General features: G+C 69.5%; 12 protein-coding genes and 1 pseudogene. 6 read left to right on the forward strand and 7 right to left on the reverse strand.

Translation table 11 applies throughout. The annotated features are described in order from the left end of the window. Positions 1 to 23: 23 nt before the first annotated feature. Positions 24 to 881 (reverse strand): SAM-dependent methyltransferase, encoded by an 858-nt coding sequence (locus tag OG736_RS25290; protein WP_327184465.1) that lies wholly within the window; start codon positions 879 to 881, stop codon positions 24 to 26. A gap of 388 nt (positions 882 to 1,269) precedes the next feature. Between OG736_RS25290 and OG736_RS25295 the strand changes: the two are divergent. Continuing rightward, a pseudogene (locus OG736_RS25295) lies at positions 1,270 to 1,674 on the forward strand (aldo/keto reductase); the annotation flags it as partial. A gap of 181 nt (positions 1,675 to 1,855) precedes the next feature. Here the strand turns inward: OG736_RS25295 and OG736_RS25300 are convergent. The 4 genes from OG736_RS25300 to OG736_RS25315 form a co-directional block, all read right to left on the reverse strand. Continuing rightward, the gene (locus tag OG736_RS25300) at positions 1,856 to 3,292 is read right to left on the reverse strand and encodes a DUF2252 domain-containing protein (RefSeq protein WP_327184466.1); all 1,437 of its coding nucleotides are present in this window, start codon (positions 3,290 to 3,292) and stop codon (positions 1,856 to 1,858) included. 137 nt (positions 3,293 to 3,429) lie between these two features. Continuing rightward, positions 3,430 to 3,756, reverse strand: a complete 327-nt coding sequence (locus OG736_RS25305; protein ID WP_327184467.1) for a carboxymuconolactone decarboxylase family protein — start codon at positions 3,754 to 3,756, stop codon at positions 3,430 to 3,432. 226 nt (positions 3,757 to 3,982) lie between these two features. Continuing rightward, the gene (locus OG736_RS25310; RefSeq protein ID WP_327184468.1) at positions 3,983 to 5,323 is read right to left on the reverse strand and encodes a cation:proton antiporter; all 1,341 of its coding nucleotides are present in this window, start codon (positions 5,321 to 5,323) and stop codon (positions 3,983 to 3,985) included. A gap of 182 nt (positions 5,324 to 5,505) precedes the next feature. After that, positions 5,506 to 6,720: a hypothetical protein gene (locus OG736_RS25315; RefSeq protein WP_327184469.1), complete on the reverse strand. Its 1,215-nt coding sequence runs from the start codon at positions 6,718 to 6,720 to the stop codon at positions 5,506 to 5,508. A gap of 536 nt (positions 6,721 to 7,256) precedes the next feature. Here OG736_RS25315 and OG736_RS25320 point away from each other — a divergent pair. From OG736_RS25320 to OG736_RS25330, 3 genes are all read left to right on the forward strand, one after another. Beyond that, the gene (locus OG736_RS25320) at positions 7,257 to 7,439 is read left to right on the forward strand and encodes a DUF1214 domain-containing protein (protein WP_327184470.1); all 183 of its coding nucleotides are present in this window, start codon (positions 7,257 to 7,259) and stop codon (positions 7,437 to 7,439) included. Between the two features lie 74 nt (positions 7,440 to 7,513). Further along, positions 7,514 to 7,906 (forward strand): SHOCT domain-containing protein, encoded by a 393-nt coding sequence (locus OG736_RS25325; RefSeq protein ID WP_327184471.1) that lies wholly within the window; start codon positions 7,514 to 7,516, stop codon positions 7,904 to 7,906. A gap of 47 nt (positions 7,907 to 7,953) precedes the next feature. Next, positions 7,954 to 8,583, forward strand: coding sequence for a DUF1269 domain-containing protein (locus OG736_RS25330; RefSeq protein WP_327184472.1), 630 nt, complete (start codon positions 7,954 to 7,956; stop codon positions 8,581 to 8,583). A gap of 23 nt (positions 8,584 to 8,606) precedes the next feature. On the opposite strand, the gene OG736_RS25335 is transcribed toward OG736_RS25330, so the two are convergent. Beyond that, a complete protein-coding gene (locus OG736_RS25335; protein WP_327184473.1) occupies positions 8,607 to 9,086 on the reverse strand; it encodes a hypothetical protein in 480 nt (159 codons plus the stop codon). A 222-nt stretch (positions 9,087 to 9,308) separates the two neighbouring features. On the opposite strand from OG736_RS25335, the gene OG736_RS25340 reads away from it, so the two are divergent. Then, complete coding sequence (locus tag OG736_RS25340; protein WP_327184474.1) at positions 9,309 to 9,887, forward strand: hypothetical protein; 579 nt, start codon at positions 9,309 to 9,311, stop codon at positions 9,885 to 9,887. Positions 9,888 to 9,943: 56 nt separating this feature from the next. Continuing rightward, complete coding sequence (locus OG736_RS25345; protein WP_327184475.1) at positions 9,944 to 10,453, forward strand: ion channel; 510 nt, start codon at positions 9,944 to 9,946, stop codon at positions 10,451 to 10,453. 129 nt (positions 10,454 to 10,582) lie between these two features. Here OG736_RS25345 and OG736_RS25350 read toward each other — a convergent pair whose 3' ends face one another. Next, positions 10,583 to 11,890, reverse strand: a complete 1,308-nt coding sequence (locus OG736_RS25350) for a diacylglycerol/lipid kinase family protein (protein ID WP_327184476.1) — start codon at positions 11,888 to 11,890, stop codon at positions 10,583 to 10,585. Positions 11,891 to 12,081 lie beyond the last annotated feature (191 nt).

Genomic DNA, 12,081 nt, shown 5'->3' on the forward strand with positions numbered 1-12,081 from the left:
CGTTCCATCGCCCCGCCCGTGGGTCAGTCGTTCTTGCGGGCCACTCCGCCGTAGATGCCGATCGGTGGGGCGTCGTGCTTCGGGGGCTCTTCGGGGCGCCAGTTCGGGACCGGGACCAGGCCCGGGTCGAGGAGGGTGAAGTCGCCGAAGAGGTCCAGGACGCGGGCGTGGGGACGCAGGTTCAGGGAGGCGCTGGCCTTGTTGTAGACGGAGGCCGCGTTCTCGCGCCGGTCCTCGTGGACGTCGCCCGTGGCGTGCGACAGGACGAGGTAGGAACCGGTGGGCAGCGCGTCGCGGAGCGTTGCGACGACGGCGTCCGGGTCGTCCGCGTCGGCGAGGAAGTGCACGACGGCCACCAGCAGCAGCGCCACGGGCTCGTCGAAGTCGATGATCTTGCGGACGTCGGGGTGGTCGAGGACGGCGCGCGGATCCCGCAGGTCGGCCAGGACGACCGAGGTGTGGGCGTCGGCGCCGGGGTCGGTGTCGGCCATGAGGGCCATCGAGTGGGTGCTGACGATCGGATCGTTGTCGACGTACGCGACCCGGGTCCCGGGGGCTATGGAGTGCGCGATCTGGTGCACGTTGGGCTCGGTGGGCAGGCCGGTACCGATGTCGAGGATCTGCCGGACACCGCCCTCCGCGACGACGTGCCGGACGGCGCGGTGCATGAAGTGCCGGTTGGCGCGGACCCCGTCCCGCACCTCAGGTGCCACCTTGATGAACTGCTCGGCGGCGTCCCGGTCGACCTCGTAGTTGTCCTTCCCGCCGAGGAAGTAGTCGTACATCCGGGCGGGGTGGGGCTTGCTCGTGTCTATCTTCAAGAAGGGGCTGCCGGTGCCGCCGCTACCGGCGTCGCTGCTGCCGCTGAGGGGAGAGGTCATGCTGCCTGGCTCCGTCCTGGACTCGCGTCCCACCACCGGATGAACCGCCGTGAGTGACTGTCAGATCATCATTCACCATGCGGGGTCGCTCGAAGACCAGCCCCGTCCCCGTGGCGGTCGACACGTTCCGTGAACCCGAACGACCGGACCCACAACGGGAGTTCCCGTCGCGAGGGCGAGCCGCCGACGCCGGTCGGCGCTGCCGCTCGGGCGGCCGCGGCTCGGTGCTGGTGAGGGGGGCGGCCTGCCTGTCGTCGACGTACGGCGGTCGGCGTCCCGCACGCGGGTGGGCGGCCCGCCGAGGCGCTGACACCGTCGCGCCAAAGCGCGTGCCCGCATGGAGCACCGACCGTGAGGCGCCGCCGTCCGACGGGTACGGCTGTATGCGGACCTGATCGACCACAACGAGGTCACGCCGGCGGTCAACCAGATCGAGACCCACCCCTTCCACCAGCGCACCGCCGCCCAGGCGATCATGCGCGAGCGCGGGGTCCAGATCGAGTCGTGGGGCCCCTTCGCCGAGGGCCGCAACCACCTCTTCACCCACCCGGTGCTCAGCGAGATCGCCACCGCGCACGACAAGTCCGTGGCGCTCATCCAGCGCGAGGTCGTCGTGATCCCGAAGTCGGTCCGCGCCGAGCGCATGGCGGAGAACATCGACGTCTTCGACTTCCGGCTCACCGACGACCAGATGGCCGCCGTCGCCGCCCTGGACACCGGGGAGTCCCTGTTCTTCGACCACCGCGATCCGGCCATGGTCAGCCGCCTCGGCAAGGTCACCCTCGACGCCTGAGAGCATCGAGCGTGCGCCGCACCCACTGAAAAGGGCGAGGTCCGAGCCGTCGAACGTGCGTTCTGTGAAGGCGGTGTTGGGATCCGGCATCGTGGCGGCTGTGCCCGCCGTCGTCCGCCGGGCCGCCGGGTGAGGAGGACGACGAACGGGCGGCAGGGCGAGCCGGGTGTCCTCGACCGGGTCAGGCCGTCGGCAGTTCCTCCGCGGGGAGCCGGCCCGCGCGTACGGCGTCGACCAGGGCCTGGTGGTCGCGTTCGTTCTGGTCGGCGTATGCCTCGGCGAAGGTGGCGAGTGCTCGGTCGAAGGAGTCGCCGCTGCCCAGGTAGGCGGCGATCGCGATGCGGTCGCCGGACCGCGCGTGGGCGCGGGCCAGGGTGGCGCCGCACAGCTCGCCGAACGCCTGCATGTCCTTCGGCCGCATCCTCTCCGGCATGGCGATGCCCTTCCAGTCCCGCAGCTGGCGGACGTAGAAGTCGCGCTGCTTGCCGTCGATGCCGTCCACCCGTTCCCAGCCGAGGAAGATGTCGCTCGCGGCCTGCATCAGGCGTTGGCCCGAGACGACCCGTTCGCCCTGGTTGCGGTATCGGCTCGTGCCGACGTGTGCGGCGAGTACGGAGGTGTCGGCCTCCTTGGCCTGGAGGAAGAGCGGGTCCTGGTCGCTCCGGCCGAGCAGGAGGAAGATCCAGCATCGGGTGCCGACGCTGCCGACGCCGACCACCTTGCGGGCGACGTCGGCCAGTCGGTAGTCCTCCAGGAGTGTGCGCCGGTCGGAGGCGAGAGTGCGGCCGTACCGCTCGATGAGGCCGCGGAACTGGCGCTCCAGGGCGCTGCGTTCGACGTCCGGCAGCAGGTCGCCGGCCGGGATGAGCAGCGGGGGATCCGCCGCGATCCTCGGCTCGCCGTCGACCGTCTCGGTGAGCTTGTCGAAGGCCTGCAGACTGTCGCGGGTGCGGGCCTTCGCCATGGCGCGGGCCAGGTTCTTCTGGCCGCGCTTCGTTCCGTGGAGCCGGCCTGTGGCCAGGGTCTCGAGGAGGTCCGCGTCGATCTTCGCGTACCAGACGTCCAGGTTGCCCGTGCCGGCGAAGCGGATCATCGCCTCGCGGTAGGAGCGGACCGTCGAGCTCACGATGCGGGCGCGCTCGTCGTCGTCGAAGCCGTTCGCCCGGCCCGCGATGACGAGACTGGCCGAGAGCCGTTTTACGTCCCACTCCCAGGGGCCCGGCAGGGTCTCGTCGAAGTCGTTGATGTCGAACATCAACTGCCTCTCCGGCGAGGCGAGCAGACGGAAGTTCAGCAGGTGCGCGTCCCCGCACAGCTGGGCCGTGAGTCCCGAGACCGGGCTGCCGGCCAGGTCGGACGCCATGATCGCGGCGGCGCCCCGGTAGAAGCGGAACGGGGACTCCATCATCCGGCCGTAGCGGATCGGGACGAGTTCGGGCACCCGTGCCGCGGACTGCGCCTCCAGGATCGCCAGCGGGTCCGGCCGGTCGGGAGACGGCCGGTACACGGCGTGGCCCGACCGCGGTGAGAGGCGCCGGGCCTCCTTGCCGAGAGCCGCGCGGTCCTCGGGCGTGGTGTGGGGTGCGGCGCGCATGGCCGTGGTCGCGTTCTGGGACATCGAAGACCTTCCTGCCTGGTCCTGCGGCCGCGTGGGAACGTCCGGCACGGGGCACGTCGGGCAGAAGGGCGACTCTGTGGCCTTCTGCCCGATGCCGGCCGTACGGATCGTCGAGGATGCCGGGTGGGGGTCTGCTCTCAGCCCTGCGCCTCGATCTCGGCATCGGCGACGGCGATGGCGATGCCGATTGCCGCGGCGATGTTGCCCGCTGCCGTCATGACGCGAGCGGTGCCCACGATGGGCGCGATGGCGACCAGGACGTCCTGGAGCTGGTCTGCGGTCACGCCGGTCCTGAGGGCGGGGTCGATATGGGCCGCGTAGGAGATCGGCGGGGCGTCCGAGGCGGCGAGTGCCGCGATGCGCGTGAGCAGGAGCATGTCCGGGGCCAGCCCGCATCGCTCGATCGAGTCGACCGTCATGGCGGCGAGGGTGTCCAGGACTGGGGTTTCCGATGCAGTGGACATGTGGCATGCCCTCCTGGTCTGTTTCGGGGCCCGAGAGGGGGAGGCGGGCGAAAGGAACGGATTCCGCGCCCCCGGGATCTCCCTCAACCCTAGAGCTCATCAGGGCCTGGCGCCTGAGGGCGGGCAGACCGGCGCAGAGCGGTGCATACCGGTGATCATCCGGCCGGGCGCAGGGCCGTGGCCACCCGGTTGGCGGTGGCGGATCGCGCCGACGGATCCCGCCCGCTCAGCGCAGGCGTCGTGAGCCGCTGTGCTGTTTGCCGAAACCTTCCGGCGTGTCCTGGGCTTCGCGCAGGTCGGGGGTGGTGGCCTTTACGGCGTCGTACCAGTTCCCGTAGCGGTCGGCGAAGTACGGGGCCGACATGCCGTGCAGCAGGATGCTGAGGCCGATGGTGGCCGCGATGACTCGGCCCAGCAGTTCGATCCCGGGCACGTGGTCCTCCACCAGGAGGAGTCCGAAGACCACGGAGGCCAGGCCGCGGGGTCCGAACCAGCCGACGTAGGCCAGGGTGGGCAGCCGCATGCCGGTGCCGGCCAGCGCGAGCGCCACCGGGAGCATTCTGACCACCGTCAGGCTGAGCACCGCGTACGTGATGATCCGCCAGTCGAGGTGCTCCAGTGTCGGGCCGAGCAGAACCGCGCCGAAGACCAGGAAGCTCAGGGACCCCAGCAGCCCGCCCGCGTACTCGGCCAGGTCCGCGGGTCGCTCCTTGGCCGGCTCCCCGTCCGTCGGCTCCCCGTGCGTCGGCTTCCCGTCCGCCGCCTCGCCCTTGCGCAGTGCGACGCCGAAGGCGAAGCCTCCCATCCAGGTGGCGATGAAGCCGCTCCCGTCCAAGGCCGTCGCCACGCTGTACGCGCAGAACGCCACGGCCAGGACGACGACCTGCTGCCATTCACCTGTCACCCAGCCCCTGGCCCGCGCGAGGGTCAACAGCCACCCTCCGACCCAGCCGAAGGCCAGCCCCACCGCGGTGCTGACCACCAGGGCCCGCCAGAACACTCCGTCCACGCCCTCCTCGGAGGCGATCGTGCCGGGGATCGCGGCGAGGAACATGAGGAAGAACGGCAGCGCCAGACCGTCGTTCAGTCCGCTCTCGACGTTGAGCCCGTGGCGCACGAGGGCCGGGACACGCGGGCTGGAACTGGCGGTCTTGCCGAGCGCCGCGTCCGTGGGGGCGAGAACCGCGCCGAGCAACGCGAACTCCCAGAGGGTCAGGCCCGGAAGCAAGGGCCACGCCAGCAGCCACCCCAAGCCGATGCTCAACGGCAGGCCGACGGCCAGCAGGCGCAGGGGCAGGAAGCCGCCCGTGCGCAGGTCGCGTCGGCGCACGGTCATCGAGTCGGTGAAGAGCAGGAGGGCCAGCGCGGCCTCGATCAACGTCAGGACCGGGCCGGTGTCATGACCCAGGTCGAGAACGTCCAGCCCGATCGGCCCGATGAGCACGCCGAAGCCGGTGAACACCATCGGAGCCGACACCGGCGTCGAGACGAGCCGACGCGAGAACAGCGCATAGCCGGCGGTGACGGCCGCGACCGCGGCTCCTGTCCACGCGCTGCCACCACTCATGGTGTCCCACTCTTCCTGTCGCAACGGGCAAAGCCTGTACAGCGCATCGGAGCCGGATCAGCCACCTGAGGCGGCCGCTTCGTCCGCGGCGGCGAGGCCAGGGGTGGAGGCCCTGCTCGCGTTTCGCCGGGTTCTCTCGCCCTCGTCGAGCCGCTGAGGGCACATGCAGACGGCAGCGACAGCTACCGCTCACCCGAATGCTCGGCCGGCTCTCCGGTGCGACCGTCGGCGGCCAACAACGCGACCACGGCGAGTACGACGAGGAGGATGAGCGCCAGCAGCAGGACGGTCAGCACCGTCGGGTGGTTCCAGAGCGCGAACACCAGCGCAAGGACGAGCAGTACACCGACGGTGAGCCACCGTCGGTGGGTGTCCACCCAGGCGCCGACCTTTCCGGTGTGCATCCCGTGAGCGCCGCCCCAGCGCGCGGCGGAGTCGGCTGTGCGCTCGGCCGTTCCCCGTACGGCACGCGGCAGACGACCGGCGCCGGACAGATAGGCGCCGATCGCCACCACGACCCCGAGGACGAGAGCGGTGCGAATGCTGACTCGCAGAAAGCGGAGGAGTGTGTCGAAGACCGCCGCGGCGGCATCCGGTGACTGCACCTGCGCAGGCAGATGGTCCAGGTAGTAGCGGCGGACGATCGCCAGACCGACGGCGAGGATCAGGCAGGCCACGGCCGCGCCGAGGGCCGTGGTCACCAGGGCTCGGCGACGGCGCCGGGCGAGCATCACCCCGATCGCCCCGAGCACCACCGTCAGCACGGGAAGCCAGTTGCCGACGACGTCGAGCAGATGGGCCCCGTCCCTGATCTTCTCCAGTTGGTCGGACTGGAAGAGCACCATCTGTTTGTCGACGTCCGGGATCTTCTCGGCCGGGGAGAGCCCTGCGTCCACGAGATCCTGTTTGACCTGCTCGACAGCGGCTCCGACGTCGAGGGTGACCGTGCCGTCGCTGACCTCGACGGAGCCTCGGCCCTCACCGGTGAGCGCGTGGACCACTGCCGAATGGGCGGCCCGGTTGGCCCCGTTCCAGATGTTCTCGAACCTGTCGCTCTCGACGAAGCGGGTCGCCACCTTGGTGACGGTCTGGTCGACGGCCGCGTCCAGCTGCGGGCCCAGAGATTTGATCGCGGAACCCGCACGCGGCGGGAGCCCCTGGGACTCCAGCCACGCCGCGATGTCGGACGTGACCTGGGCGCCGTCCACCTTGGCGTCGGCGGCCTCGGAAATACGGTGGACGGCTGCGGCCTCGATCGCCGGGTCCGACGCGAGCGGGGAGACCGTCGACACGTACCGGTCCGTGTCCAGCACGATGTCGTGCACCCAGACGGTGATGAGGGACACCGGTACGAGGATGCAGGTGAGCGTGATCAGCACGGCCGAGACGGTGCTCATCGCGATCCGTCCGGCACGCGAGCCCTTGCGCCTGGGCTGCGACGGGGCGGGAGGTGCGACGTCGGATGGCTCGGGCGGCGTACTCATGACACTCCCGGGGACGGCTATGGGCGAGATCCCACTGATCACCATTAGGAGAGCAAAGTGTCGATATGTGCACGTTGGGTTGACCTCCCTGGGTAAGCGCACCCGCGGGCGGGAAACGGAAGCCGGACCGACGTGGACCTCGCGCAGATCACGCACCTCGCGCTGATTGCACGACGGCCGGGCCCGTGTGACTGATCTTGGGTGAGTGACCGGCGGGTGCGGTGCTGCCTGGCCACCCCCCAGAAGTGGAGTGGGGGGCGTGCCTGTCACGCCACCCGCCGCGGATGCGGATGTTCCACGGAGCGCGCAGCATGATGCCATGGGCGAATTCGCTGAGATTCCCCCGTCGGTGACCACACCTGACGTGGTGGAGACGAGGATCGGCGCGCTGCGATTCACAGACGGGATTCCGGACGCGGACACGTGCGAGAAGGTGTTCGACAATCTGGATGAACCAGGACGGCATCACCATCCTCCATCTCGCCCCCGAGCGTCCCGACGACGCGGCCGAAGGCACCTGGATCCAGACGACCCCGGGGAAAGGCTGGTTCGGCATCCTGCGCCTCTACAGCCCCGAACAGCCCTTCTTCGACAGGACATGGCGGCCGAGCGAGGTCGAACCCGCCGACTGACACGAACCCTCGGCTGACGACGGTGGACCGGCATCACGCCTCACCGCGCGCCGCATCCGTGATCGGAGCGAACCATGGACGACTACCCCCTCCTGAACCTGTTCTGGACGATGCTGTGGCTGTTCCTGTGGGTCATGTGGTTCTTCCTGCTGTTCAAGGTCATCACGGACCTGTTCCGCGACCACAGCCTCAGCGGCTGGGCCAAGGCGGGATGGCTCGTCTTCGTGCTTGTGCTCCCCTATCTCGGCGTCTTCGTCTATCTCGTCGCCCGCGGTAAGAGCATGGGCGAAAGGGACGTGAAGCAGGTCCAGGAGCAGGAGGAGGCCGTCCGGCAGTACATCCGGACGACGGCGGGGACCGGGAGCGGTTCCGTGGACGAGCTGAGCAAGCTGTCCACCCTCAAGGACAAGGGCGACATCACTCCGGAGGAGTTCGAGCGCGCCAAGAGGAAGCTCCTGGCGGTCTAGCCGCCTTCTCGGCCGCGGCCAAGGCGTGCTGACGGCCGTCCATCCGGATGGGGGAGTGCTGCTACAGCCCCGAGCAGCCCATCGACAAGACCTGGCGGCCCAGTGAGGTGGAGTTCGCCGACCGACACGGATACCCAGCCGCACTCGACGAATGGCAGGAGCACACGATGGCCACCCCGGACGCAGTCTTCATCTTCATCGGCACCTACCCGAGCGAAGCCACGGCCCGAGCCGATTACGAGGTCGTCAAGGATCTCCATGCGGTCGGCGCGGTCGGCACCTATGACGCGTCCGTCGTCACCAAGGACGACACCGGCAAGGTCCACGTCAACAAGGACGAGACAGCCACCCGGCACGGGGCCTGGGGCGGCGCCGCTGCCGGTGCGGTCGTCGGCCTGCTGTTCCCTCCGGCGATCATCGGCACAGCCGCCGTCGGCGCCGCCGTCGGTGGCGTGAGCGGTCACCTGTGGCGCGGCATGTCCCGGGCAGACGTCAAGGAGTTCGGCGACCTCATCGACGAGGGACAGGCCGCCCTGGTCATCGTCGGCGAAAGCACGCTCTCGCAGGCGCTGGACAAGGCCCAGCTCAAAGCGGAGAAGCGGATCGCCAAGGAACTCGACGTGAGCGCGAAGGACGTCGACAAGGCCGTCCAACAGGCCGCCAAGGAGGTCGACTGATCTCGGCGCCGGTTGTTGTGAGATCAGTACCGCAATGCGTCGCGGACCTCGCTGGTCACGTCGGTCAGGTCCCGGTTGCTCCGAGCGGTGGCCCTGGCGGGGTTGCCTGCGGCGACCTCGGGGACGTCGAGGACGATCACGTCGGCCAAGTTGCCCGACCGATTCTTGAAGTTGACCACGATGATGTAGCTCCTCGACTTCGAGTCGTGGTTGGCGATGGTCACCGGGACCTCCGTCTTGCCGTCGGAACTCGTCGCGACGCTGCCCAGCGTGACGTCCGCCTTGGCGTCCAGGCCGCCCTTCACCTTGCCCAGCGCAGACGAGGCGGCCGCCTCAGCGGAAGCGGCCGCAGAGGCAAGCTCGGACGCACCCGACTTCACGACGGAAGCCGCCGAGGAAGCGGGGGAGCTCGAAGAGTCGTCCGACGAGCAGCCGGTCAGACCAGCCCAGCCGAGCATGACGGCCACCCCGACAACAGCACATCGGTTGGTCTGGCGTTCCATGGCTTCTCCCACCTCGACGACACTCTCCCGTCCAGCGTCGGCCAACCCGGCCGGCCGGACCAGCAGGACGCGGCACGCGGGTGACGAACCCGCGCTCCTCGTGATCGATAGGGCGACGAGCTTCTGATTGGCTAAAATGGGACATCAAGCCCATCGAGCAGGTGTGGCTGTGCCCTCAGCCAGGTCTTGATCTCGGTCCCTCGGCTGCGAAGGACGCTCCCCATGACGTCGGAGACCACCTCGGTCGCGCAATCCGGGCAGGAATCGGTAGTCATCGCCGACTTCGACAACCGCCATCACGCCGAACACATGCTGGTGTCGCTCGGGCGAGGCTTCCGCAGGAAGGCCCGCACGGACGGCACCACTGCTGTGGTGATCACAGGAAACGCCGACGGCTCGCTGAGGGTGACCCAGTCCCGCGTGCTGACGGCCAACGGTTTCGTGAACGCCCTGTTCCGCATCTCCCTCGCATGGACGGCCGGGTTCATGGGCCTGTTCGCCACGCTGAAAGGCGCAAGGGTCGGGGCTCACGCCGCTGAGGTGCGCAAAGGTCACGTCGGATCCAAAGCGCAGCAAGCCCAAAGGATCCTCGCGGAAGTCGGCCCCGATGCCGCCGTCACGCTGGTTCGCTGCAAGGACACGGACACGCGGCAGATGGTCGCCGCTGCGGCGGCGACACGTGCGGAAGAGAGCTGGGAGGGCACGCTCACGGAGTTTCTCGCCGCCCTCGACCCCGGCAGCGCTCACGATTGGGTGCGCGCCGCCGTCGGTGAACCCTCCCTGACACACCGCGAACAGTGACTGACAGCGCCGGTCCAGGGCCGGACACCCGGCGTGGGGCCAGACTCCCGCGCCGCATGATCGTGCGGGTGGTCCTGCGGATCGTGGGAGCCGCCACCGCGCTGGTGACCTTGTACTTTCTGCTGCCCCTGGACCACTCCTCGGCCTGGTTCGCCGTCACGACACTGGTGATCGGGTTGCTGGTGTTCATCGGGCTGGTCGCGTTTCAGGTGCGCTCCATCTTCCGGTCACCGTTCCCGGTTCTGCGGGCCGTCGAAGCGCTGACCACCAGTGTTCCGTTGTTCCTGCTGCTGTTCGCCGGCACCTATGTCGTCATGGCCGCGATGTCGGCCGAAAACTTCGGCGGGCCGCTGACGCACACCGACGGGTTGTACTTCGCCGTCACCGTCTTCGCGACGGTCGGATTCGGTGACGTCACGGCCAAGAGTGAGGCGGCTCGGCTCGTGGTCACCGGCCAGATGATCGCTGATCTCGTCATCCTCGGGCTCGCGATCAAGATCATCATGGGTGCTGTCGATCGGCGCCGACAACCGGGAGGCGCCTCCGGTCCACAGCCCCCGCCCTGAGTCGTGCAGGGGGCTTCGGGCCGACCACCACGCCCTGTTCGGCGTGCAGCCGAGGCTCGGTTGCAGGCCGGTCAGCCGGTGGCATGCGCAGACGGGCCCACCGATCACGTCCGGAAGGACAACGGCCCCTCAACTCACCGCCAGCTTTCGCAGTTGCCGCCAGTCCATGGGGGCCCTCGGGGGCACGCCAGGGCGGTGGCGTGGTACGCGTACGCGCAGAGCCCGGGGGTGGATCGTGCACTGCACGGGCGTCGGCAGGGTCAGTGCCTCACCGTCGACCCCGGCCTCGATCTCGGGCTCGTCCGCATCGATGACGACCTCCTGGGCGGTCAGGCTGGTGAGGCCGGGCGCGTGCTTCTCCGCGAGCAACTCGGCTGCCTGCGCGGCGTTGTCGACGTTGACGCCCAGGACGCCGAGGGCACCTGAATCCAGGACCTCACGGCGTCCGAGGCCGGCGAGGTCGCCCATCCCGTAGGGGTTGTTGCTGACGAGCACGGCCTGGGGTCCGTCGATGGCCGTGTCCGAGGTATGGACGGTCAGCCGGGGACCGCGTCGGTGGGTCAGCAGGTCGGGAAGCGTCTGGAGGATGGTGCGGACCTTGTCGTCGCGGTAGGCGGGACTCTGCACCACCGCCGCGTAGGTGCCGAAGGACGCGTTGTTGACAAAGGCCCGCTCACCGATGAAACCGAGGTCGACGCGGAGTTCGACGCCGTCGGTGAGGGCATCCAGGCAGGTCGACGGGTCCTCCCGGTCCAGGCCGAGGTCGAGGGCGAAGTGGTTGCGGGTTCCGGCCGAGATCACCATGAAGGGAATGCCGTGCCTGGCCGCGACTCCGGCGACCAGGGCCTGCGTGCCGTCACCGCCCGCGACTCCGAGCAGGTCGGCGCCGTCTTCGACTGCCTTGTCGGCGAGCGCGACCACGTCCTGCTGATGAGCCGTGTCCAGCAGGAGGACGTCGGCGTCGAGCGCCTCGGCCTTCTCCTTGAGGTGGAACTTCCCCACCTTTCCCCCGCCTGATCGTGGATTCATGATGAGGAAGGGGCGCTCGGGAGGAGCAGTCCGCGTCTCCGGGGGCCCGGCCGGCGCCCTGTCCCTGCTGAGTGCCGCTCTGCCGACGGAGACCGCGAGGGCCCACAGGGCGAGGGACACGAGTACGACCCAGAGCAGCTCTGCCCATGCGTAGAGCGCCAGGACCGCAAGCGGGGCGACGGCGGCCAGGGTGAAGGCGAGCAGCCTGCGGATTCCACGCTGGGTCAGCGCCCACCACAGGCTCGCTCCTGTTATGGCCAGCCCGGCCAGACCGGCGCCCAGGAGCGCGATGCTCTTGATTCCGGCGAACACGAGCAGGACCACCACCGCGGCGAGCCCGGCGACGAGGGCGAGCCGTGCGGACCAACGCCGTACGAGGCGACCGCGCGCCCCGGAGTCCCTGTGCATGGAGCCTCCTGCCGGTCGGGGGGCACGGCCGACGCGACTGTGCGTGGCACCCCACGTCCTGGGGATCCCAACCGTTGTCCGAGCGGGGCCGGTCAACGGCGGACGAGCCCGGTGCCCGGACCTGTTCGGGGCCCGTGGTGTGGTCGTCCGCCTCGTTCGCCCCCGTGGAGGAAGCACCTGGGCATCGGTGC

The organism is Streptomyces sp. NBC_01334 (genome assembly GCF_035983595.1).
Lineage (GTDB): Bacteria > Actinomycetota > Actinomycetes > Streptomycetales > Streptomycetaceae > Streptomyces > Streptomyces coriariae.

Excerpts from the sequence above, each read along its gene's own strand:
- OG736_RS25290 (WP_327184465.1), bottom strand. The coding sequence starts at position 881 with ATGACCTCTCCCCTCAGCGGCAGCAGCGACGCCGGTAGCGGCGGCACC.
- OG736_RS25300 (WP_327184466.1), bottom strand. The coding sequence starts at position 3,292 with ATGTCCCAGAACGCGACCACGGCCATGCGCGCCGCACCCCACACCACG.
- OG736_RS25305 (WP_327184467.1), bottom strand. The coding sequence starts at position 3,756 with ATGTCCACTGCATCGGAAACCCCAGTCCTGGACACCCTCGCCGCCATG.
- OG736_RS25310 (WP_327184468.1), bottom strand. The coding sequence starts at position 5,323 with ATGAGTGGTGGCAGCGCGTGGACAGGAGCCGCGGTCGCGGCCGTCACC.
- OG736_RS25315 (WP_327184469.1), bottom strand. The coding sequence starts at position 6,720 with ATGAGCACCGTCTCGGCCGTGCTGATCACGCTCACCTGCATCCTCGTA.
- OG736_RS25320 (WP_327184470.1), top strand. The coding sequence starts at position 7,257 with ATGAACCAGGACGGCATCACCATCCTCCATCTCGCCCCCGAGCGTCCC.
- OG736_RS25325 (WP_327184471.1), top strand. The coding sequence starts at position 7,514 with ATGGACGACTACCCCCTCCTGAACCTGTTCTGGACGATGCTGTGGCTG.
- OG736_RS25330 (WP_327184472.1), top strand. The coding sequence starts at position 7,954 with ATGGGGGAGTGCTGCTACAGCCCCGAGCAGCCCATCGACAAGACCTGG.
- OG736_RS25335 (WP_327184473.1), bottom strand. The coding sequence starts at position 9,086 with ATGGAACGCCAGACCAACCGATGTGCTGTTGTCGGGGTGGCCGTCATG.
- OG736_RS25340 (WP_327184474.1), top strand. The coding sequence starts at position 9,309 with ATGACGTCGGAGACCACCTCGGTCGCGCAATCCGGGCAGGAATCGGTA.
- OG736_RS25345 (WP_327184475.1), top strand. The coding sequence starts at position 9,944 with ATGATCGTGCGGGTGGTCCTGCGGATCGTGGGAGCCGCCACCGCGCTG.
- OG736_RS25350 (WP_327184476.1), bottom strand. The coding sequence starts at position 11,890 with ATGCACAGGGACTCCGGGGCGCGCGGTCGCCTCGTACGGCGTTGGTCC.